We start from the raw sequence: 23,248 nt of genomic DNA, 5'->3' as shown, positions 1-23,248 counted from the left end.
TCAGCTGCCTTTCAGCGCGGCCCTCCAGACATCGTCCATGCCGTAGCGGCCGGGGCCCTGCGCGCACAGGAAACGGATCGCGGGCGCCACGCCGCGCGCGAAGCAGTCCCGCGATTCGGCCGAGTGCGAAAGCACCAGCCGCTCTCCCTGGCCCGCGAAGACCACCTGGTGCTCGCCCACGATCTCCCCGCCGCGCACCGCGTGGATGCCGATCTGCTTCTCGGGCCGCTGCCCCACGGCGCCCTCGCGGCCGTACAGGAAGGAGTCCTCGCCCCAGCCGCGCGCCTCGGCGATGGCGCGGGCGAGCATGAGCGCGGTGCCACTGGGCGCGTCCCGCTTGCCCTTGTGGTGCATCTCGACGATCTCCACGTCGAAGCCCAGTCCGCGGGCGGCCTCGCGGCACAGGTGCACCAGGGCGGACACGCCCATGGAGAGGTTGGAGGTGACCAGCACCGGGATCTTCACCGACAACTGGTCCAGCCGGTCGCGCTGGGCCTGCGACAGGCCGGTGACCGCCATCAGGAGCGGCACGCCGGCCTCGGCGGCCACCTCGGCGTGATCCATCGCCGGAAGCGGCAGGCTGGCCTCCACCAGCGCGCGCGAGCCGTCCAGCGCCACGTCGATCTCGTCGATCACGGTGAGCGAGGGGCACTCCGGGTGCCGGGAGCCGATCCAGTCGCTTCCTGGGGATTCCAGCGCGGCGTGCGGGCGCGGCCCGGGCTCGCTGGACAGGCACGCCACGATGCGCCGCCCCAGGCGCCCGCAGGCCCCCGAGATGGCGACGGGTATTTCGGTGCCGACGGACGGCTCGCCCGCGCGAGCGGCCTCCGGCGACGGGTCGGACGAATTCATGAACCCACCCCCGCTGCGGCCGGCGCGGCGAAGCCCAGCCTCTCCCAGGTTTCACGCAGCTTCGTCGCGGTGGCGGCACGCACCGGCACCAGCGGCAGCCGCAGTTCGTTCTGCATCATCCCCAGCATCGAAAGCAGCGCCTTGCACGGCGCCGGGTTGGTCTCGGCGAACAGCACCTTGATCAGCGGCAGCAGCTTCGCGTGCAGTCGCGCCGCCTCCGGGGCCCGCCCCTGCTGGAAGGCGGCGATCATGGCCCTGGTCTCGCGGGGCACCACGTTGCCCACCACCGACACCAGCCCGGTGGCCCCCACGGCCATGGAAGGCAGGGCCAGCGAGTCGTCGCCGGACATCACCACGAAGTCCAGTCCCCGCTCCGCGGCGCCCGCCACCAGCTCGCTCACGGTGTCGAGCGATCCGGACGACTCCTTCACCCCGGCGATCTCGGGCAGCCGTGCGAGCGTGAGCATCGTCTCCACGGTCATGTTCACCCCGGTACGTCCGGGGATGTTGTACATGATGATGGGCAGGCCCACCTTCGCCGCGGCCTCGAAGTGCGCCAGCTGGCCCTCCGGCGTGGGCTTGTTGTAGTAGGGCGTGACCACCAGCGCGGCCTGCGCCCCGGCCTGCCTGGCGGCGCGCGTGAGCGCCACGGTGGTCGCGGTGCAGTTGGTGCCGGTGCCGGGCATCACCGGCACCTTTCCGCCGGCCTCCTCCAGCACGATCTCGATCACCCGCAGCCGCTCGGCGTCGTCCATGGTGGCCGCCTCGCCGGTGCTGCCCACCGGCACCAGGCCGTCCACGCTGCCCTCGATCAGGCGGCGCGCCAGGGCGCGCAGGGCCTTCTCATCCACCGCGCCGCCGCGGAACGGGGTGACCAGCGCCACCCACAAACCCTTGAAGATGTCACTCGTGGCCATCGTTCCACTCCAAGCGGCCCTCGTACGCGGTGACCGCGGGGCCTTCCAGGGTCATGTCCAGGACCTGCCCGCCCTCGCGGCGGTAGTCCACGCGCAGCACGTCGCCGCTGCGCGCCTCGATCTCGACGGGGGTGGCGCACCCGCGGGCCAGGCCGGCGGCCACCGCCGCGGCGGTGATGCCGGTGCCGCAGGCGAGCGTCTCGTCCTCCACCCCGCGCTCGTAGGTGCGCACCGCGATGCGCCGCGGGCCCTTCACCTGCACGAAGTCCACGTTGGCGCCCGCGGGCGCAAAGGCCGCGTGGTGTCTCAGCAGGCGGCCCCATTCCACCACCGGCACGGCGCCCACGTCATCCACGAACAGCACCGCGTGCGGCACCCCGGTGTTGAGGAACAGCACCGGGGGGCCGGCGAAGCCGGCGACCGCGGCCTCGGGGCGCACGTCGCGGGCGTCGCCCATGTGCACGGTCACGGTGTCCGGCCGCACGCGGGCGCGGATGGGCCCGCTCAGGGTCTCGAAGGTCAGGTCCGGGCCGCCCACGCCGCGCGCGGCGGCGAACCGCGAGATGCACCGCGCCCCGTTGCCGCACATCTCGGCCTCCCCGCCGTCGGCGTTGTAGTAGCGCATGCGGAAGTCCGCGCGCTCCGAGGGGGCCAGGATCAGCACGCCGTCCGCGCCCACCGAGCGGCGGCGGTCGCAGACGTGGCGGACGAAGGCGGGAATATCGCCCGGCAGCCTCGCGCCGCGGCCGTCCAGCACCACGAAGTCGTTGCCGGCGCCGTGCATCTTGGTGAACGCGATCTCCATGGTGGAGCGGGCCCCTCCCCGGCCGGTCTATCTTCTCGGATTCAGGCCGGTGGTGTCGGGATTCGCGCCGCCGCCCCCGGGCAAACCGCCGGGGCCCCCGGCGCCGTCCGGGGCGCCGCCCGGCGCACCTTCCGCGGGCCCGCCCGGGGCCTCCCGGGCGTCCCGGGGCAGATCCCGCTCGCGGGGCAGCCGCGGCCGGCCCTCGCGCGGCACCAGCAACTCCTGGATGTCCTCGCCGGGCTTCAGCTCGAATTCGAGCGCCTCCCCGCGCTTCTCGGCGGGGTCCGGCAGCAGATCCTGGTTTTCGTCCGAGAACCAGTAGATACGGTACTTGCCGGGCGGGGTGACACGCAAGAGGAAGCCGCCGCGGGCATCGGCCGTCACGGTCTGCGTGGCCGCGGTGTCGTCCAGGCACTCCACCAGGACCCTGCCGGAGAGCCGCACCAGGGAGGTGTCCAGCCGGCCGGCCACGCTGCCCGGCAGCTTGGGGTCCACGTAGCGCGCGCGGATGGACGTGTCCGAGGGCACCGAGTCGGTGAGCTGCACCCGCCGGGCCAGGTGCATCATGTACTCGCCGCCTTCGTCGAAGGCGCGGTTGCGGTTCAGGTCGGCAAACAGGTGCACCGAGTACGCCGGCCCGATCCCCAGGCCCAGGATCTCGAAGTGTCCGTCCGCGCCGGTCTGGCCCACGTAGTCGGGGTCGTCGCGGCCCCACAGCGAGTCCGCGTGCAGCGCCTGGTCGTAGAGCCACACGAAGATGCCCGCCGCACTCTGCTTCACCGCCTCCACCCGGCCGGACACCCGGCCCGGCGAGAGCTTCTCCCCGGTGGAGAACACGAGATTCACCGCCCGGGCCAGCGCGTTGCCGTGGCTGTCGCGCGCGCCGGTGCCGACCACCGCCAGGTACGTGGTGTTGGCGCGCAGCGAGTCCTGCGGCACCAGTTCCAGCGTGCGGCCGCTCCACCGCACTTCCTGGAAGCGCACCGGGGGCGAGGTGAAGATGTAGTCCTCCACCGAGCGCCGGTCCATGCTCTTCGAGAACTCCACCCGCAGCACCGAGCCACGCGGCACCTGCACCGCCCCCGAGTCCGGGGCGGTGGCCAGAATCACCGGCGGCACCAGGTCCAGCGGTCCGCCCGAGGGCGGCTCCATGCGCGCGCATCCCGTGACCAGGGCCAGCAGGCACGCGAGGCAGGCGGCGACGGCCGGGCCGGTGCGGAAGCCGCGCCAGGCTCCGGCCCGCTCCGGGCGGATCCGCCGCGCCGGGGCCAGCGGGACGGCGGGCCGGCTAGCCACGGGGATGCGCCCTCGCGATTGTCTCCTTGAGGTGCCGCACGCTCAGGTGCGTGTAAACCTGGGTGCTGGCCAGGGATCGGTGGCCCAGCAGCTCCTGGACGTCGCGCAGCGTGGCGCCCGCCTCCAGCATGTGCGTGGCGAAGGAATGGCGCAGCGCGTGCGGGTGCTGCGGCGCGGCCGGCCCCAGCGAGGCCAGGCGGCGGCGCACCAGGCGCTGCACGGTGCGGACCGAGAGGGCCTCCCCCTTGCGGCCCACGAACACGTGCGGGCCCGCGGCCACGCCCGCGCCCGCCAGCCCGCGGCGGTAGGTGTCCAGGGCGCGCAGCGCCTTCCGGCCGATCGGGGCCAGCCGCTCGCGGTCCCCCTTGCCGATCACGCGCAGCCAGCCTTCGCACTCGTCCAGGGCGTCCCACCGCGCCCCCACCAGCTCGGCCAGGCGCACGCCCGCGGAATAGAACACCTCGAGAATGGCTTTGTCGCGGCACTCCTGCCACCCGGTGGGCTGCCACGCGTCGAGCACCCTTTCCATTTCGCCGCGGCTGATCACGCGCGGCAGCTGCGGCCGCACCCGCGGGCTGCGCGGCAGCCGGGGCATCCGCTCCAGGCGTTCCGTGCGCACCATCCAGCGCAGCAGGTTCACGCACGCCGCGCGCCGGCGCGCCAGGGTGCGCGCCGAGAGCTTGCGCCCGCTGCGCGACTCCCCGCGCGAGCCCGCCGCGAGGAAGTCCGAGATGGCCTCCGGCCGGGTCACGAACGCGCGCAGGTTGGCGCCGCCGGCGCGTTCCAGCCACTGGCGCACGTCGCGCAGGTAGTTCTTCACCGTGTGGGGGGAATCGTTGACGCGGTCCGCCAGGTGGGAGGCGTACTCGCGGAGCAGGCTATCCGTGTCGGGAGCGTCCATGCCCTCGCCTCCCCGGGGGCGGCCTCGCGCGGGCGCGCCGCCGCCCGCGGCGGTCAGGTGGCCTCGGCGCGGGATTCCACTTCCGAGGGGTCGTACTCCGCCTTGCACTTGGGGTTCGGGCAGCGGTAGAACTCGCCCTTGGCCTGGGTCTTCTTCTTCACCAGGAACGGGTTGCCGCACGCCTCGCAGGGCGTGGGGACCGGCGGATCCCACGAGGCGAACTTGCAGTCCGGGTAGCGGTTGCAGCCGTAGAACACGCGGCCGCGCTTGCTGCGCCGCTCGGTCACGTCCCCTTCCTTGCAGTCGGGGCACTTCACGCCGGTGCTGACCGGCTTGGTGGTCTTGCACTCGGGGTAGCGGCTGCACGCCACGAACCGCCCGTAGCGGCCGGTCCGGATCACCATGCCCGCGCCGCACGTGGGACACACGTCGTCGACCGGCACCGGGGCCTCCTCGGCCTTCAGCGGCTTGGTGAACTTGCAGTCCGGGTAGCCGGGGCAGGCCAGGAACGGGCCGTGACGGCCGTACTTGAGGACCAGGTTCTTGCCGCACCGCTCGCACAACTCCTGGCTGACGGTGGACACTTCCTCGCGCAGGGCCTCCTTGCGCGATTCCGCCTCCTTGAGCAGCTTCTCGAACGGGTCGTAGAACTCGCGCACCGCCTGGCGCCAGCCGAGCTTGCCTTCCTCCACCTTGTCCAGGTCGTCTTCCATGTGCGCGGTGAAGCCCACGTCGAAGATGTTGGGCATGATCTTCATCAGCAGCGTGAACACGGCCTTGCCGAGGTCGGTGGGCGTCAGCTTGCCCTTGTCCTTGTTCACGTAGTCGCGCGTGGTGATGGTGCTCACGATGGTGGCGTAGGTGGACGGCCGGCCGATGCCGTTCTCCTCCAGCGCCCGGATCAGGGAGGCCTCGGAGTAGCGCGGCGGAGGCTCGGTGAAGTGCTGCTCGGGCAGCACCGCGTGCGGCGTGAGCTTCATGCCGGCGGCGAGCGGCGGGAGCACCCCGCGCTCGTCCTTGGGGGTCTCGCCCGCGGGCTCGATGTCGGCGTAGACGTGGGTGAAGCCGTCGAACTTCATCACCGTCCCGGTGGCGCGCAGCGTGTACGCGCCCGCCTGGATGTCGGCGGAGGTCTGGTCGTAGACCGCCGGGCCCATCTGGCAGGCCACGAAGCGGCGCCAGATGAGCTGGTAGAGCCGGAACTGCTCCGCGGTGAGGAACTGCCGCACGCTCTCCGGGGTGCGCTCCACCGACGTGGGCCGCACCGCCTCGTGCGCGTCCTGGGCCGAGGCCTTCACCGCGAACGCGTTGGGTTTGGCCGGCAGGTACTCCTTGCCGTAGGAGGTCTCGATGTGGCCGCGAACCTCGCCCAGCGCCTCCTGGGAGATGCGCGTGGAGTCGGTGCGCATGTATGTGATCAGACCCACCGAGCCCTCCCCGCCCAGCTCGATGCCCTCGTAGAGCTGCTGCGCCAGCACCATGGTGCGCTGGCTGGAGAAGTGCAGCCGGCGGAAGGACTCCTGCTGCAGCGAGGAGGTGGTGAAGGGCGCGGGCGCCTGGCGCCGCTTCTCCTGCCGCTTGACCTCGCGGATCTCGTAGTCCGGGTGCGCGGGCGCCACGCCCCAGGGCCCCTCGGCGGCCTCCGCCCCGCCCAGGTCGCGCGCCGCCGCGTGCGCGGTGGCCGCGTCGGGCAGCGCCAGCTTCTCGCCGTCCTTGCGCATGAGCCTGGCCTTGAAGCGCAGCGGGCTGCCCGGGGCGGACAGCTCGACATGCACCGACCAGTACTCCTCGCGCACGAACGCGTCGATCTCGGCCTCGCGCTCGCAGATCAGGCGCAGCGCCACGGTCTGCACGCGCCCGGCCGACAGGCCGTAGCGGATGGTGCCCCACAGGAACGGGCTCACCTGGTAGCCCACCAGGCGGTCCAGCACGCGGCGGGCCTGCTGGGCGTCCACCTTGTTCTGGTCGATCTCGCGCGGGTGCTCGAGGGCCTTGAGGATGGCCGGCTTGGTGATCTCGTAGAAATCGAGGCGCTGCACGTGGGCCTTGCCCCCGCCCAGCAGGTCGCGCAGGTGCGCGGCGATGGCCTCGCCTTCGCGGTCGGGGTCGGGCGCCAGGAAGATGTTGCTGGCCTTCTTGGCCTCGGCCTTCAGCTCCTTGACGATCTTGGCCTTGCCGCGGATCTGCACGTACGCCGGCTCGAAGTCGTTCTCGACGTCCACGCCCAGCTTGTTCTTCGGCAGGTCCATGATGTGCCCGCTGGAGGCCATCACGTCGAAGCCCGTGCCCAGGTACTTCTTGATGGTCTTCGCCTTGGTGGGCGACTCGACGATCACCAGGTTCTTGGCCATGGCTAGTGGAGGCGGCTCCGCTCCTGGTCCGGCCCGCCGTCCTCCGTCTCCATGCCGAAGAGGACCCAGCTGGCCAGGTCCTCGACGTCGCGAACGTCCATGCGGCGGGCGCCGGATGCGCCCGCGCGTTCGAGGATCAGCTCCATATGATCGTCGTCGAGCGAGCCGTTCTGCTTGAGCTGCAGCAGGTAGCCGTAGGCCTGGGGCGTGAGGTTCGAGCGCTCCCAGTGGTTGAGCACCCGGTTGCGGCTGCCGCCGGCACCGACGGTCTGGAAGTTCTCCTCGGCCACCGGCTCGAGCAGTTGCACGATCAGCTCGAAGGCGGCCCGGAGGTCCTCCGGTTCGTAGTCGCGGGAGGTGAGCAGGTCCGTGAGCTCCTCCAATGCAAGTCCGTCCCCCTCGATGAACGAGCGGAACTGCTGGGTGATGAGTTCCAGGATCTCACGTACCGGATCTTGAGACATGCGGTTCTCCTTGCTCAGACCTCGGTCAACATACAACACTTCTTGTACTTCTTGCCACTTCCACAGGGACAGGGGTCGTTTCGCCCCACCTGCGGGCCCTTGTTCACCTTCGGGGAATGGCTCTCCCCCCCGGGGGTGGCGGCCGCCGCCGCCGCCGCGGCTTCGCCCGGCCGCTCCGCGGTCCCGAAGGCCGTCACCTCGGAATGGACCGCCCTGGGCTCGGCGCGGCGCGCCGGCCTCCGCGGCGGGGGCGGCGGGGCCGCCGCGCCGCCGGGCTCACGGTGCACCTGGGCCCGGAACAACCGGCGCACGGTCTCCCGGTTGAGTTCCCCGGTCAGATCCTCGAAGAGCCGGTAGGCCTCGCCCTTGTACTCCACCAGCGGGTCCTTCTGGCCGTAGGCGCGCAGCCCGATCCCGGCGCGCAGCTGGTCCATCTCGTAGAGCTGGTCGCGCCACTTCTCGTCCAGGGTGTAGAGGAACACGTTCCGCTCCACCTCGCGCATCAGCTCCGGGCCCAGCATGCGCTCGCGCGCGCGGTAGGTCTCCAGCGCGAAGGCCTGGAAGAACTCCTCCACCTCCTCCTGCTCCACCCGCTCCCCGCCCCAGGGCAGCGCCGGCACCGGGGCGACCATCAGCAGGGCCACCTCCCCCGCGGCCCGCGGCAGCTCCCACTCCTCGGAGAACTTGCCCAGTTCGTAGTGCGGGGCCAGGGTGTCGGTCACCACCTCGGCCAGCATCTCCCGGGTGCGCTCCGAGAAGTCGGCCCCCGACTCCAGCGCCTCGCGGCGCATCTCGTAGATCACGGTGCGCTGCTGGTTCATGACGTTGTCGTATTCGAGCAGGTGCTTGCGGATGTCGAAGTTGTGCGCCTCCACCCGCTTCTGCGCCGTGCCGATCGCCTTGGTCACCCACGGATGCTCGATGACCTCCCCCTCCTGCACCCCCAGCCGCTCCATGATCCCCGCGATGCGGCCGGAGCCGAACAGGCGCATCAGGTCGTCCTCGAGCGAGAGGTAGAAGCGTGAGGCGCCGGGGTCGCCCTGCCGGCCCGCGCGGCCGCGCAGCTGGCGGTCGATGCGCCGGCTCTCGTGGCGCTCGGTGCCCAGGATGAACAGCCCGCCCCGCTCGCGCACGCCCTCGCCCAGCTTGATGTCCGTGCCGCGGCCGGCCATGTTGGTGGCGATGGTGACGCCGCCCTTCTGCCCGGCCGTGGCCACGATCTCGGCCTCGCGCGCGTGCTGCTTGGCGTTGAGCACGTTGTGCTTCACGCCGATCTCGTCGATGATGGCGGCGTACTTCTCGCGCTTGGTCTTGTACACCACGTCCTGCATGTCGTCGCGCACGCACGGCTTGTTGGTGGGGATGACCGCGCAGTCCAGCTTGTAGATGTCGAAGAACTCCGGCGCCTCGGTCTCGGCGGTGCCGGTCATGCCCGCCAGCTTGCCGTACATCCGGAAGTAGTTCTGCAGGGTGATGGTGGCGAAGGTCTGCGTCTCGCCTTCGATCCGCACGCCCTCCTTCGCCTCGATGGCCGAGTGCAGCCCGTCGCTGTAGCGGCGTCCGGACATGAGGCGCCCGGTGAACTCGTCCACGATGAGCACCTTGCCGTCCTGCACCACGTACTCGTTGTCCTTCTCGAACAGAGCGTAGGCCTTGAGCAGCTGCTGGATGTTGTGGTTGCGCTCGCTGCGGTCGGCGAACACCGCGTGCAGGCGCTCGCGGGCCTCGATGCGGCCCGCCTCGTCCAGCGCCGGGTCCTGGTCGATGGCCGGCAGCTCGGTGGCCAGGTCGGGCAGCACGAACAGCGCCGGGTCGGTGGGGCTGATCAGCTCGCGGCCCTTCTCCAGCAGGTCGGTGTTGTGGTTCTTCTCCTCCACCGCGTAGTAGAGCTGGTCGTCGATCTCGCTCATCCGCTTGTCGCGGATGTAGGCCAGCTCGGTCTGCGTCACCAGCTTCTTGAGCGTGGGGTCGCCCACCAGCTTCAGGAAGCGCTTGCTCTTGGGCGCGGCGCGCTGGATCATCAGCAGCTTCACCCCGAGGTCGTCCTCCCTGTCGGGGGACTGCTGCAGCTTCTCGCACTCCGAAGCCAGGTCCGCCACCATCCGCTCCTGCGCGCGGACCAGCCGCTCCACCACCGGCTTGAGCTCCTCGTACTTGGCGTTGGACTGCTCCACCGGGCCGGAGATGATGAGCGGGGTGCGCGCCTCGTCAATCAGGACCGAGTCCACCTCGTCCACGATGGCGTAGGCGTGGCCGCGCTGGACGCGGTGGTCCGGGTGGACCGCCATGTTGTCGCGCAGGTAGTCGAAGCCGAACTCGTTGTTGGTGCCGTAGGTGATGTCGGCGCCGTAGGCCTGCTGGCGCTCCTCGAAGTCCATGTCGGTCTGGATGCAGCCCACGGTGAGGCCCAGCATCTTGTAGACCTCACCCATCCACTCGCTGTCGCGCCGCGCCAGGTAGTCGTTGACCGTCACCAGGTGCGAGCCCTGGCCGGTGAGCGCGTTGAGGTACAGCGGCAGCGTGGCGACCAGCGTCTTGCCCTCGCCGGTGGCCATCTCGGCGATGCGCCCCTGGTGCAGGACGATGCCGCCGACCAGCTGCACGTCGAAGGGCACCATGTCCCAGCTGGTCTCGCGGCCCACCACCGGCCAGCTGCGCCCCACCAGGCGCTTGCACGCCTGCTTCACCACGGCGAAGGCCTCGGGCAGGATGTCGTCCACTTCCTCGCCCTCGGCCAGTCGGGCCCGGAATTCCCCGGTCTTGGCCCGCAGCTGCTCCTCGGTGAGGGACTCGAACTCGGCGTAGAAGCGGTGGATCTCATCCACGATGGGCTGGATCCGCCGCACGTCGCGGTCGTACTTGGTTCCGAACAGCTTGGTCAGCAACGATGAGAACATGCTTTTCGATTCGCCTCTCGCCTGCCGGTGCGTTCTCTATTAAGGGAGCAGGAAGTGCATGAGGAGGCCCGCGGAGAGCGGGATCCTCAGGTTGTCGTCCATGGGTACGGGCAGCAACTCAAAGAGCGTCGCCATGACCGCGCCGGCCAGGGCCACCTGCAGGGGCAGGGCCGGCACGGTGGCGCTCAGCGCCCACGCCGCGGCCCCGCATGTCGCCAAGCAGCCTAGGCTCCCCTCCAGAGTCTTGTCAAACGCCCGGATGCGACCGACGCTCTTTCCGACCAGCGCGGCAGCGGTGTCCCCGAGCACCAGGAACTCGCACGCGGCCACCGCCACGGGCTTCTCGAAGGCCAGGATGGTGACCAGGAAACCCAGCACCAGGTAGGTGGCCCCCAGCAGCTCCCCGCGCTCCCGCCGGCGCAACGCGTCCCCCAGCAGCTGCCGGAAGAAGTTGCCGAACAACCGCGCCCGCAGCCGCACCACCTCGACCGCCAGCAGCGCCAGCAGCACCAGGGCCAGCGCGAGCGCGGCTTCCTTGCGGCTCACGTGCGCGTCCAGGTAGATCAGGGGGACGACGACGGTGGAGAGGTGGATGGCCTTGCGTTTCAGCTCCCCGGGCTCCAGGCCCACGGGGAGCTTGCGCGCGCGACCGGGCCGCCCGCCGCCCGCCTGCTCCCCGGAGGAGGCACGCGGGCCACGGTGCGACCTATTCCCACTCAATGGTTGCCGGCGGCTTGGAACTGATGTCATAGACCACCCGGTTCACGCCGGGCACGCGGTTGACGATCTGGGTGGCCACTTCGTCCAGGAAGGAGCCGGGCAGCTTGGCCCAATCCGCGGTCATGCCGTCCTCGGAGGTCACGGCCCGCAGCGCCACCACCTGCTCGTAGGTGCGCTCGTCGCCCATCACCCCCACGGTCTGGACCGGCAGCAGCACCGCGAAGGCCTGCCAGGTGCGATCGTACAGCTTCCGCCGCCTCAGGCCCTCGATGAAGATTGTATCCGCTGCGCGCAGCGTGTCCAAGGCCTCCGCCGTGACCGGCCCCAGGATGCGCACCGCGAGGCCCGGGCCGGGGAACGGGTGACGGAACACCAGAGGCCGCGGGAGCCCCAGTTCCAGCCCCAGCGCACGCACCTCGTCCTTGAACAGGTGACGCAGCGGCTCCAGCAGCTCGAACTTGAGGTCCTCCGGCAGGCCGCCCACATTGTGGTGGGTCTTGATGCGCGCCGTGGGGCCGGTATTCCAGCCGGCGCTCTCGATCACGTCCGGGTACAGCGTGCCCTGGGCCAGGAAGCGGAAGCCGCCCAGGCGGGCCGCCTCGGACTCGAACACCCGGATGAACTCAGCCCCTATGATGCGCCGTTTCTGCTCCGGATCCACCACGCCGGTCAATGGGCCCAGGAATCGCTCGCTCGCGTCCACCGCGTGGATCTCGATGGGCGAGACCTGGCGCAGCGCCTCCAGCACCTGCGCCCCCTCGTTCGCACGCATCATGCCGTGATCCACGAAGATGGCCGCCGCCTGCTGGCCCACCGCCCGCCCCAGCAGCGCCGCCACCACGGTGGAGTCCACCCCGCCCGAGAGGCCCAGCAGCACCCGGTCGCTCCCCACGCGCTCGCGGATGCGGGGCAGCTCGCGGTCCAGGTAGGCGGCCATGGACCAGGTGGCATCCAGCTTCGCCACCTTCCGCACGAAGTTCTCGAAGATCTTCGGCCCGTGCTCGGTGTGCGTCACCTCGGGGTGGAACTGGATCAGAAACAGCCGCCGCGACGGCACCCAGGACGCGGCGAAAGGACACGCGTCGGTGCGCCCCGCCGGGGTGAGCTCCGGCGGCAGCGACTCCACGCTGTCGGCGTGGCTCATCCACACGCGGAACTCCGCAGGCAGCCCGTCGAAGAGCGGGCACGCGGGGTCGGGCCGGAACCGGGCCCGGCCGTACTCGCGCGAGCGGGAGCGGCTCACGCTCCCGCCCATGGCGTGCGCGGTGGCCTGCATCCCGTAGCAGATGCCCAGCACCGGCAGCCCCAGGTCCAGCACCGCCGGGTCAATCCGGGGCGCGCCCTGGCGGTCCACGCTCGCCGGGCTGCCCGAGATCACCAGCGCATCCGGCGCCAGGGCCTTCACCGCCTCCGCCTCCAGGTGCCAGGGGTGGATCTCGGCATACACGCCGGCCTCGCGCAGGCGCCGCGCGATCAGCTGGACGTACTGCGAGCCGCAGTCGAACACCAGGGCCCACGGGCGCGGGCGCGCCGGGGAAGCTGCCCGGACGGCGACGGTGTCGGGTGCGTGGGTCTCCATGGGTCCTTTCCTCAGGTCCTGTTCCGGTCCGATCGGGGGCTGCGCGCCCGGCGCCACTCCCGGCGGCTCACGCCGGTGCGCGGCCTGCGCGCCCTGGGCACCATTCGCACGCGCATGCCCCGGCGCCACTCCCGGCCGCTCACACCTGTGCGCGACCCCGGGCCGTGCCGCGCGCGCCTAATGCCGGAAGCAGCGGCAGCCGGTCATCACCATGGCCATGCCGCGCTCGTCGGCGGCGGCGATCACCTCGGCGTCGCGGCGCGAGCCGCCCGGCTGCACCACCGCCGCCACCCCGGCTTCGGCGGCCATGTCCACGCCGTCGCGGAACGGGAAGAACCCGTCCGAGGCCAGCACCGCCCCGCGCGGGTCGTGGCCGTTGCGCGCCGCCTTGTACAGCGCCATGTGCACCGAGTCCACGCGGCTGGTCTGACCGCTGCCCAGCCCGATCAGCTGCCCGCCCCGGACCAGCGCGATGCCATTGGACTGCGCCGCGGCCGCCACGCGCCAGGCCAGCTCCATGTCGGCGCGCTCCGGCTCCGTGGCGGCACGCTTGCCCGCGTCGCGCCACTCGCCGTGAATGGCGTGGGGCCCGGCCTGCGCGCCGATGCCCCCCAGCAGGCTCCGCACGCGCACCGCCGGCCCGGGCGCAGCCATCGGGCCGCGCAGGATGCGCAGGCCCTTCTTCGCGCGCAACCGCGCCAGCGCGGCGGGCTCGAAACTCTCCGCCGCCACAACCTCCACGAACTGCTCCGCCAGCAGCGCGGCCGAGGCGTCGTCCAGCGCGCCGCGCACCGCGACGATGCCGCCGAAGGCCGAAAGCGGGTCGGTGCCCCACGCCCCGCGCACCGCCTCGAGTACGGTGCGCGCCTGGCACGCCCCGCACGGGTTGGTGTGCTTGACGATCACCGCCGCCGGGCCGGCCAGCTCCCCCGCCAGGCCGGTGGCGGCCTCCAGGTCGAGCAGGTTGTTCCAGCTGATCTCCCGGCCCTCGTGCAGCCGCTCGAAGGGCAGCTCGCCGCCACCGCGATACCATGCCGCAGGCTGGTGCGGGTTCTCGCCGTAGCGCAGCGGCAGCGAGAGCCGCCCGCCCAGCGCCAGGACCGAGGGCAGCGGCTCGTCGGCGCACGTCCACGCGGCGATGGCCGCGTCGTAGGCCGAAGTGATCCGGAACGCGCGGGCGGCCCAGCGGCGCGCCGCACCCGGCTCCACGCGCGGCGCGGCGGGCGCCTCCGCCAGCGTGGACAGGAACTCCGCGCGGCTGGCGGCGTCCGGCAGCACCGCCACGTACTCGGCATTCTTCGCGGCGGCCCGCAGCAGCGTCACGCCGCCGATGTCGATGTGCTCCACGCCGTGCGCGCGGTCGCCGGGGCTGGCGCTCACCGCATCCTCGAACGGGTACAGGTCGGCCGCCACGAGGTCGATGGGCGCCGAGCCGATGCTCTCCAACTCGTGGAGCCCCGCCGGCGTGCGCGGCGCCAGGATGCCGGCGTGCAGCCTCGGGTGCAGCGTCTTCACTCTCCCACCCAGGATCTCCGGAAAGCCCAGCCAGGCTTCGAGCCGCGTCACCGCGATGTCCTGCTCCTCCAGCGCCGAGGCCGTGCCCCGGGTGGCCAGCAGCTCCACGCCGCGCGGGGCCAGGGCGCGGGCCAGTTCCAGCATGCCTTCCTTGTCCCAGCCCGAGAGCAGGGCGCGGCGCACTTCGATCATCTACGCTCCGGTGAGGCGGCGTTCCGCCTCGCGGTACAGGGCCTGCGTGCGCGCCACGATCTCCGCCGGCAGCTCCGGCCCGGGATCGGTCTTGTCCCAGTCGAGCGTCTCCAGGTAGTCACGCACGAACTGCTTGTCGAGAGCCTGGCGCGGCGTGCCGTTCGCACCCATCTCCCAGAAGCGCGAGGAGTCGGGCGAGAGGATCTCGTCAATCAGCACCAGCTCGCCGGCCGCCGCGCGCGGGGCCGACGGGTCGAAGCCCGCCTCGCCCCCGGCCAGCGGCTCGCCGAACTCGAACTTGGTATCCACCAGTTCCAGGCCCCGCGAGCGGCACACCGCGGCCGCCTCGGCGAAGATCCGCAGGCTGCGCTCGCGCAGCGCCTCGGATTTCTCCCGGCCCACGCGCGCCGCCATCTGCGCGAAGGTCAGGTTCTCGTCGTGGCCCGAATCGGCCTTGCTGGCCGGGGTGAAGATGGGCTCCGGCAGCACGGCGCCGTGGGGCAACCCCTTCGGCAGCTCGATGCCCGCCACCTGCCCGGTGGCCAGGTAGTCCTTGTAGCCCGAGCCGGTGAGACGGGCGCGCACCACGCACTCGATGTCAATGCGCCGCGTGCGCCGCACCAGCATGGCGCGATCGGCCAGGCTCTCCGGGTGGTCGCAGAACGGCGGCGGGAACTCCGCCACGTCCGTGGACAGCAGGTGGTGCGGGCGCGCCGCGGCCAGGGTGCGGAACCAGAACGCCGAGACGCGCGTCAGCACCTGGCCCTTCCCCGGCACCCGGGTGGGCAGCACCACATCGAAGGCCGACAGGTTGTCCGTGGCCACCAGCAGCAGCCGGCCGGGGCCGGCCTCGTAGACGTCGCGCACCTTGCCCGAGAACAGGGGCCGGGCGCCGGGAACGGAAAGTCGCGGCCGGACGCCGGCGGGCATGGCGCTCATGACAGGATCCTCACGTGTCGCCCCTCCACGGACAGCCGCCCCTCGCAGAAGAGCGCCGCCGCCCGGGGATAGATCCGATGCTCCACGTCGTGGACGCGCGCGGCCAGCGTCTCGTGCGTGTCGCCCTCGCGAACAGGCACGGCCTCCTGGAGCACCACCGGGCCGGCGTCCACCGCCGGCCACACGAAGTGCACCGTGGCGCCGGTCACCCGCGCCCCGAACGCCAGCGCCTGCCCCACCGCGTCCAGCCCGGGAAACGCGGGCAGCAGCGAGGGATGCACATTCAGGATGGAATTCGAGAAAGCCTCGAGGAAGGCCGGGTGCAGGATCCGCATGAACCCCGCGAGGCACACCAGCGTGATGCCGCGGCCACGCAATTCGCGGATGTAGGCCGCCTCCGCCTCGCCGTCCAGCCGGTGGCGGCTCCTGCCGGGATCCAGGTGGCGCGCCTCGATGCCCCGCTCGGACGCCCGCTGCAGCACCGGCGCGCCGGGCACGTCGCTGAGGACCAGTTCGATGCTCCCCGGGATCTTCCCGGCGGCAGCCGCGTCCGCGAGGGCCACCATGTTGCTGCCCACGCCCGATGCCAGGACCGCGATCCTGTGTGGCTGACGCTTCTCACGGGAAGTCACGCGCACATTAGACCACGTTCCCGCGCCGCCCGGCAATCGGGGATTCACTCGTAGCCCAACAACCATCGCAACAGACGGTTGCGGGACTTGATTCGAGTGTTGCCGCAGGTCCAGGCCGGGGCCCCCACGCGCACCGGGCCCTCACGGCGAAGCTCGAAGAGCAGCGCGCCCTCGCGACGGGTCTCGGCCACCCGGTAGCCGCATTCCCGGAGCCGGTCCAGGACCGCCGCGGAGGGATGACCGAAGGGGTTGCGCAGGCCCACCGAGACCGCCGCCACCGGCGCGGGCCCGCCCGCGTGGCGCGTGGCGAGCGCGTCCAGGAACTCGCGCGAGCTCGAGCCCGGGCTGCCGTGGTGGCCGACCTTGAGCAGCGCCACGCCGCGCAGCCCGGGCCGCGCGGCCAGCAGGCGCGCCTCCCCCGCGATACCGAGATCGCCCGTGAGCAGCACGCGGCCCTCCGGCGTGGCGATCTCCAGCACCAGACACAGGTCGTTCTCGGAGAGCCCCGAGCGCAGCGCCGAGGCATCCGGGTACACGGCGTAGACCGTGTCGCGACGCGAGGCATCCAGCCAGGTCCAGCCGGCGGCGATCTCGACCGGGGGCAGACCCGGCGTGAGTTCGATGTCTCGCCCCGACGCGGGCCCGGGACCTGGCTGGGACCGTCCGCAGACGCCAGCTCCGAAGCCTCGACTGAAGCCACGACCTAATCCACCACCGAATCCTCCCCCGCCCCCTCGCGCGACGGCCGAGTCCAGCGCGCCCCACTGCCCACCGGCCGCCCGCGGCGGGATGAGCCATGTCCCTGCGCGCCCGCGGCGCGCGAGCGTGAGCAGCCCGCCCAGGTGGTCCATGTCGCTGTGTGTCGCCGCGGCCCAGGCGAGGCGGCGCACCGCGAGCGCATCGAGCGCCGGGCACACCACGCGCGAGCCCGCGTCCCAGCCCGGTCGCCGCGGACCCCCGTCCACCAGCACCGAGGCGCCGTCGGGGAATGTCACCAGGCAGGCGTCCCCCTGGCCCACATCCAGGAAGGCCAGCCGCACGCAGGCAGCCCGGCACGGGTTGCCGCGCTGGCCGAAAGCCATGAGCAAGCTCAGGGACGCCACTGCCAGCGCCGCCGCGCGTCGCCACCGGCGCGGCCCGTGCGCCAGCAGCGCCAGCGCCACCAGGCCGGCGATCACCCACGCGGGTCGCACCGCCACCAGCGAAGTTCCGCTGCCCAGCCGGTCCTCGCCGAACCGGGCCATCACCGCCAGTCCCCTCCCCAGCGCCGAGGCCGGGAACCACGCCACCCACCGCAAACATTCCACGAGCACACCGGGGGCATCCCCGTGCAGGGCCGGGGACGCGCCGCCCCCGGACACTCCCGCCCCCGCGATGCAGGACAGCCACGGCAGCGCCGCGCTCACCGCGCAGGCCGCGGGAAGCAGCGCCAGCATGGCGGCCGCGATGGGCACGGCCACCAGGTTCGCGGGCAGTCCCACCAGCGAACCGCGGCCCACCGTCCAGGCCAGCAGGGGCCACACCGCCACCTGGGTCAGCAGCGAGGCGCGCAGCAGCTCCTGAAACGGCCGCCACCGGCCCGCCCCAACCGCCGGAAACGGCAGCTCGTGCAGCCCCCACGTGGCCGCCACGCTCAGCACGTACGACGCGTCGCGGGCGCGCGCCGGCTCCAGCAGCAGCAGCGCCGCCCCGGCCACCGCGGCTCCCATGCGGGCGCTGTGGGCCAGCCCGCGGCGGCGCGCGATCTCCCCTGCCGCGAGACTCACCAGCACCCGCTGCGCGGGCACGTGCAGGTGCGCCAGCCAGGCGTAGGCGAAGGTCACCGCCAGCGGCAGGGCGAAGCGGGCGCGCGGCAGGCAGCGCGCCACGATGGATCCCGCCAGGCCGTGCACGATGTGCAGGTGCAGCCCGGCGATGATCACGATGTGGATCACGCCCAGCGCCACCAGGCCGTCCCGGTCCTCTCCCGGGAGCCGCCCGGTCTCGCCGAGCATCAGCGAGCCGGCGTAGGCCGCGGCATCCGGAGGCAGGCGCGCGCCGCACGTGGCGCGCACCCAGGAGCGCAGCTCCTCGCCCGCGCGCGCGAGCCAGCCCGCGCGGTGCAGCAGGTGGACCCCCGCGGGATCGCGAACCCGGATCCAGCCGCCGATGCCGCGGGCGCGCGCCACCTGGCGGAAGTCCGACGCTCCCGGATTGGTCGGCCCGCGCAGGCGCTCGGACTCGCCCACCACCTCAAGCCAGGCCCCCGGCGCCACCCCGGGGGCCTCTCCGCGGGCCAGGCGCACGCCCAGCCTGCGGTGTTCGCGTCCGCGCGCCCCCAGGGAGCCGGCCGGCGTCGCGACCACCCACTCCCATCCCTCCCCGCGCGGCTCCGGCGAGCTGACCACCTTCGCGATGCAGCGCACCGGCCCCTCGGCCAGCGTGTCCGGATCTGATTCCGGTGAGAGCCACGCGCGCGCGGAGACGCTCGCGACGAGCATCGGGACAGCCACGAACCCGGCCACGTACCCGAGCGTAGCGGCCGCCCACGCCCCGTACCAGAACGCGTGCGCCCGGGACACGGATGCCCGTTACGCAAGGCGCGTACCCGACTCGAGGTCGCGCAGCCGCACGGCACGCGAAGACCCGGTCGGGCTCGAGGCGGAAACCCGGGGATGCGTGGACAACCGGCGGGAGCAGCTCATTCGCGAGTCGGGGCAGGAGAACGCGTGGAGACGGAGGATGGGGTATGCCTGAGGATCCGGGAGAACCGGGCGAGACTGGAGAACCGGGCGCACCAGGAGATCGGAGGACACCGGTCGAGATGTCGGAGCCAGGCCTTTCGGAGGCCCGGCCTCGCGCGAGGTCTACTTCAACGCCTTCCCATACACCAGCACTTCGCTCGGGATCTCGTTGAAGTCACCGTCCACGGCCACAACGTAGTACTTCCACGAGGCGCGGCCCTCGCCCAGCGCGGGCAGCGGCGCGGCGTAGACTCCCTTGTCCTTGTCGAGGAGGGTCATGGTTCGGCGGACGAACACGGTCTGTTCCGGGGAGGCGTAGTAGAGGCGCATCTCGCGCATCGTCTCGCGGTGCGCCGGATGGAACACCGCCGCCACCAGCGGATAGCCGGAGGTGCCGAAGGGCGGAGCCACGTCCACGCGGGCTCGCGGCGAGCCGTCGAACTCCACCTTCACGTAGCGGTCCTGCCCGGCCTTGAGGTCAATCAGCTGGATCTGCGGCAGCTCGCCGGCCCGCTCCACGCGCACGCTGTGAATGCCGATGGGCAGTCGAGTGCGGAACGGGGTGCGTCCCGCCGGCCTCCAGTCCACCCGCACGGCATCGCCCTTGGACTCCTTGAGGCCCTGGTTGCCGACTACCATGGACGTCACTTCCAGCCCGCCATCGCCCGCGGTGGTCTGCGGCTGGGCGTCATAGGTGGTGACCTGGCCGCTGGTGACGCGCACTTCCGCGGTCCAGGACAGCACGCCGGGCCCGCTGAAGCTCACCAGGTGGCGCCCCGCCGGCACGTCCTTCCACACCACCGGAACGCTGTCGGCGGTGGAGCCGTCGAGCTGCGCGTACAATGGCAGCCCCGGGTGCGTGTTGCCGATGGACACCTGGCCTGCGAACCGCGGCCGGAACTGCGCGGTCTCCCCCGCCTTCAGGGCGAAGGTCTGGGTGTCCACGCCGAGGTCGCCCAGGCGGGCTTCCACGAAGTGCTTCCCGGGCTTCACTTCGAGTTGCAGCGGGCTGGAGCCCACCTCGCGCCCGTCCACCTTCACGCGCGCCCCTTCGGGCTCGGTGACCACCGAGAGCGAGGCCGGAGCCCACGGCGCGTGCCGCCACGGCATCCATCCGCGACCCAGGCTCATCCAGGCGATGAGGCCCACCACCAGGGCCAGCGCGGCGTAGCCCGCGTAGCGCCGCCATCCGACCGCGGGCTCCGGCGGAGGCTGCGTCTCGGCGAACGTCGGGGCCGGACGAGTCATCGGACGCTTCGGCGAGTCGGATGCCGGCTCGTGGGTGGGAGACGCCGGGCGCGCGGGCGGCGGAACCGGCTCGAACGCCGCGGGCACCTGCGCCGCCGGCGCGGATGGCTCGGCCGCGGAGGGAAGGGGCGCCGCGGGCGGTGCGAATGACTCAGCCGCGGAGGGAATGGGTGCCGCGGGCGGCGGAGCCGATCCGGATACACTCACCGGCACGACGCCCCCCGGCTGCGCACCCCGCGGGGACTCGCTGGATCGCAGCGTGCTCCTGGTGGGCAGGTTCTCCAGGAAATCGGGCAGGCGGAGCGGCTCATCCTCGGGGACGGCTCGTCCGCCGGGCGGAATGTAGCCGGCGGCGATGGCGATGGACTTCGGCGGCGGGGCCTCGAGGATCGCGGCATCGGGTCCCATCAGCAGCATGCCGCGGCAGTACTTCAGCGCGGCGCCCATGTCGCCGGCGGAGTCCATCAGGTAGTCCCGCAGGCCCTGCGAAGGCTCGGACTCGAGGCCCGCCGCCAGCAGGTAGACATCCCCCGGGCGCGGCAGGTCCTGGCCCCAGGTCACCTGCTCGATGTTCTCCCCCGCGCCGATCGGGCCGGCTCCCTGGTCCCGCTCCGAATAGACGGGCTCGATCAGGAAGATCTCGCGGCGCTCCCGGGCGCGGAACACCCGGCAGTTGCCCGCGGCAACCACGTACACGATTCCCGCGTCATGGAATACGGCCAGCGCATCCACGGCCAGCCGCGGGTCAACGTCGGAGAAGCGCCAGTACTCGGAGGCGGACAGCCGGAAGGCGGCGATCAGGCTCGCGACCGGTCCCGGCAGGCCGGCCACGGGCTCGGTGGCGGCAGTGACGGTCTGGCCCAGATGGATGAGCCAGTCCGGTCCGTTGCGCTCGTCCCAAAGCGCGGTCCTGCCCCAGGTGAACAGGGCCAGCGAACCGTCGGTGCGCTTCCACTCGAGCGCCAGGGTGTCGGCGCGTGAGGCGAGTTGAAACTCCACGGGGTCCCTCCCAAAGCCAACCTAGCCCATGGCGTAACTCGGTGTCAAGAAATGGGCTTCTGCCTCCGGTGGAGGCGCGGGTGGAGAGTTGGGGCAGGCGAACCGATAATTCCATACATATGGATGGGCCCGGTGCCGCGGCCCGGTTCCGGGGCCTGGTTGCCACCCGGGGCGCGAAACAGGTATCCTGCGGCCCAGTTGCTCATCAGGGAGGATTCATGGCCAACCACTTCCAACCGGGGATCCGCGGTGTCATCCTGGCGGCCCTGCTGGGACTATCCTGGGCGCCCGGCCCGGGAGCGAGGGCCGCCGATGATTCCACCTACCTCGGACCGGACGTGCCCGTCCTCACCCCCGCCGACAGTCTCGCATTCATGGTGGATGTCCCCGGCGAAATGAACAGGGCTTCAGCGGAGCTTTCGCGCTGCCATCGCCTGCTGAAGAACGGCCGGATGATCGAGGCCCAGCATGCGGCCGAGCGGCTGCTGGCGTCGCTCCACGACCTCCGACAGCGGGTCCCGCTTTCCTACGCGCGCAACCAGCAGCTGGTGAAGCTGATCCAGCAGGCCGGCGGCGTGCGCCTGCGCTGCGTGCGGCAGCACCTGACGCTGCGACCCGAAATGCGCGAGGCAGGGAGCGACGCGGGCGAGGGATCGGATGCCCCCGACACGGACGGAGCGACTTCCTCCGCGCCCCGCCCGGGTGAGGCCGACCCCGCCGGCAGCCGCCAGGCGGGCACTCCAACCCACACCGGCCATGCCGCTTCGCTGGGGCCCTCGCTGCTCGCCGCGCTTCCGCCCTCGCCCGCGGACTCGCTGATCCAGGGACGGGAGGCCCAGCAGATCCTGCCCGAGAGCAACGACCGGGTGCAGAAGTGGATCGACTTCTTCACGGGCCGCGGCCACTCCACCTTCCAGACCTGGCTCACCCGCTCGGGCGAATACGTGGACATGATGCTGCCGGTGCTCGAGCGCAACGGCCTGCCCACCGACCTGATCCACGTGGTGTTCGTGGAGAGCGGGTTCAATCCCAAGGCGTTGTCGAGCTCGGCTGCCTCCGGCCCGTGGCAGTTCATCAAGAGCACCGCGCAGATCTTCGGCCTGAACGTGAACCAGAAGGTGGACGAGCGCCGCGACCCGGCGCGGTCCACCGAGGCCGCGGCCCAGTACCTGAAGCACCTGTACTCGCTGTTCCACGACTGGCCGCTGGCGCTGGCCGCCTACAACAGCGGCGAGGGCACGGTGCTGCGCGCGCTCAGCAGCCAGAACAGCTACGACTACTGGTCCCTGCGCCTGCCGCGCCAGACGCAGGACTACGTGCCGGCGTTCATGGCCGCGCTGACCATCGCCAAGGACCCCGGTTCCTACGGGTTCAAGGGCACGCCCATGGGAACGCCGCTGAGCTTCGACGAGATCCACGTGCCGGGTGGCGTGAACCTCAAGGTGCTCGCGCACCTCTCGCGCGCGCCCATCGAGGTGCTGGGCAAGCTCAATCCCGCCTACCTGCGCAAGACCGCCTCGCCGAAGGACGGCGGCACGCTGGTGCGCGTGCCCAAGGGCACGGGACGAGAGGTGCTGGCCAAGCTGCGCGCGCGCGACTACCCCGCCGCGCTGGCCAAGGCCGAACCGGTGGTGCTGAGCCATCGCATTCACAAGGGTGAGACGCTGAGCGCCGTGGCCCGCCGCTACGGCGTGACGGTGAAGGAGCTGGCGCGCGCCAACCGGATCCGGGACCTCGGCTCCCGGCTGCGGCCGGGCGGCGTGCTGCGCGTACCCGGCAGGGAGGAGAGCGTGCCGATGGTCCCGGCGGGCCCGTATCCGCCGGCGCCCGCGGGATCCGCTCCCGCGCCGGGCGCGTCCGTGGGCGTGCCGTCGCCGGCGCTTGCCGCGGTCCAGGCCGGGCCTCCGGTGCCGCGCTTCATGGCGGCCTCCATGGCGGGGCCCGTGGCTCCCGAACCGCGTCCCGCGACCGCGCGCGCCGCCCTGGCCGGGCCTCCGCTGCCCTCCGGCGCGGCGAAGCCCGCCCCTCCCCTGGGTCCCGCGCGACCGGCGCTGGGACGCACCTGCACGGTGAAGAAGGGCGAGACGCTCTACGCGCTGGCCTCGCGGTTCGGATGCCGGGTGTCGGACCTCGTGGAATGGAACGGGCTGGAGGAAGGTGAGAGCATCCGTCCGGGGCAGACGCTGGTGGTGGCGCAACCGGAGGTGAACGAGTAGGC

Annotated in this window: 16 protein-coding genes; 1 reads left to right on the top strand and 15 read right to left on the bottom strand. The window is 72.1% G+C overall.

What is annotated here, in order from left to right; all coding sequences use genetic code 11:
- The 15 genes from dapB to HZB25_05105 form a co-directional block, all read right to left on the bottom strand.
- On the bottom strand, positions 1–852 hold the full coding sequence (gene dapB / locus HZB25_05175) for a 4-hydroxy-tetrahydrodipicolinate reductase (protein MBI5836617.1): 852 nt from the start codon (positions 850–852) through the stop codon (positions 1–3).
- A complete protein-coding gene (locus HZB25_05170; protein MBI5836616.1) occupies positions 849–1,769 on the bottom strand; it encodes a 4-hydroxy-tetrahydrodipicolinate synthase in 921 nt (306 codons plus the stop codon). Before HZB25_05170 ends, dapB begins: the two co-directional genes overlap by 4 nt.
- Positions 1,756–2,574, bottom strand: coding sequence for a diaminopimelate epimerase (locus HZB25_05165; GenBank protein MBI5836615.1), 819 nt, complete (start codon positions 2,572–2,574; stop codon positions 1,756–1,758). Before HZB25_05165 ends, HZB25_05170 begins: the two co-directional genes overlap by 14 nt.
- A 27-nt stretch (positions 2,575–2,601) precedes the next feature.
- Complete coding sequence (locus HZB25_05160) at positions 2,602–3,870, bottom strand: Ig-like domain-containing protein (GenBank protein MBI5836614.1); 1,269 nt, start codon at positions 3,868–3,870, stop codon at positions 2,602–2,604.
- Entirely contained in the window at positions 3,863–4,771 is a 909-nt protein-coding gene (locus tag HZB25_05155) for a tyrosine-type recombinase/integrase (GenBank protein ID MBI5836613.1), read from the bottom strand. The genes HZB25_05160 and HZB25_05155 overlap by 8 nt, the downstream gene beginning before the upstream one ends.
- 53 nt (positions 4,772–4,824) lie before the next feature.
- A complete protein-coding gene (gene topA / locus HZB25_05150) occupies positions 4,825–7,122 on the bottom strand; it encodes a type I DNA topoisomerase (protein ID MBI5836612.1) in 2,298 nt (765 codons plus the stop codon).
- Positions 7,123–7,124: 2 nt separating this feature from the next.
- The gene (locus tag HZB25_05145) at positions 7,125–7,586 is read right to left on the bottom strand and encodes a DUF494 family protein (GenBank protein MBI5836611.1); all 462 of its coding nucleotides are present in this window, start codon (positions 7,584–7,586) and stop codon (positions 7,125–7,127) included.
- A gap of 14 nt (positions 7,587–7,600) precedes the next feature.
- Positions 7,601–10,483, bottom strand: a complete 2,883-nt coding sequence (locus HZB25_05140; GenBank protein MBI5836610.1) for a preprotein translocase subunit SecA — start codon at positions 10,481–10,483, stop codon at positions 7,601–7,603.
- Between the two features lie 39 nt (positions 10,484–10,522).
- Positions 10,523–11,113 carry a hypothetical protein gene (locus tag HZB25_05135; protein ID MBI5836609.1) on the bottom strand — a complete coding sequence of 197 codons (591 nt, stop codon included), beginning with the start codon at positions 11,111–11,113 and terminating at the stop codon, positions 10,523–10,525.
- A gap of 76 nt (positions 11,114–11,189) precedes the next feature.
- Positions 11,190–12,782 (bottom strand): glutamine-hydrolyzing GMP synthase, encoded by a 1,593-nt coding sequence (gene guaA, locus HZB25_05130; protein MBI5836608.1) that lies wholly within the window; start codon positions 12,780–12,782, stop codon positions 11,190–11,192.
- 177 nt (positions 12,783–12,959) lie between these two features.
- Positions 12,960–14,489 (bottom strand): bifunctional phosphoribosylaminoimidazolecarboxamide formyltransferase/IMP cyclohydrolase, encoded by a 1,530-nt coding sequence (gene purH, locus HZB25_05125; GenBank protein ID MBI5836607.1) that lies wholly within the window; start codon positions 14,487–14,489, stop codon positions 12,960–12,962.
- Positions 14,490–15,419 carry a phosphoribosylaminoimidazolesuccinocarboxamide synthase gene (locus HZB25_05120; GenBank protein MBI5836606.1) on the bottom strand — a complete coding sequence of 310 codons (930 nt, stop codon included), beginning with the start codon at positions 15,417–15,419 and terminating at the stop codon, positions 14,490–14,492.
- A gap of 5 nt (positions 15,420–15,424) precedes the next feature.
- On the bottom strand, positions 15,425–16,126 hold the full coding sequence (locus HZB25_05115; GenBank protein MBI5836605.1) for a phosphoribosylglycinamide formyltransferase: 702 nt from the start codon (positions 16,124–16,126) through the stop codon (positions 15,425–15,427).
- Positions 16,105–18,621: a ComEC/Rec2 family competence protein gene (locus HZB25_05110; GenBank protein MBI5836604.1), complete on the bottom strand. Its 2,517-nt coding sequence runs from the start codon at positions 18,619–18,621 to the stop codon at positions 16,105–16,107. Before HZB25_05110 ends, HZB25_05115 begins: the two co-directional genes overlap by 22 nt.
- A gap of 285 nt (positions 18,622–18,906) precedes the next feature.
- Entirely contained in the window at positions 18,907–21,030 is a 2,124-nt protein-coding gene (locus tag HZB25_05105; GenBank protein ID MBI5836603.1) for a PEGA domain-containing protein, read from the bottom strand.
- A 218-nt stretch (positions 21,031–21,248) separates the two neighbouring features.
- Between HZB25_05105 and HZB25_05100 the strand changes: the two genes are divergently transcribed.
- Positions 21,249–23,246, top strand: coding sequence for a transglycosylase SLT domain-containing protein (locus tag HZB25_05100; protein MBI5836602.1), 1,998 nt, complete (start codon positions 21,249–21,251; stop codon positions 23,244–23,246).
- Positions 23,247–23,248: the final 2 nt, after the last annotated feature.

It is taken from the genome of Candidatus Eisenbacteria bacterium (assembly GCA_016235265.1).
Taxonomy (GTDB): Bacteria; Eisenbacteria; RBG-16-71-46; order RBG-16-71-46; family JACRLI01; genus JACRLI01.
This window is presented reverse-complemented; position numbering and strand designations above follow the sequence as displayed.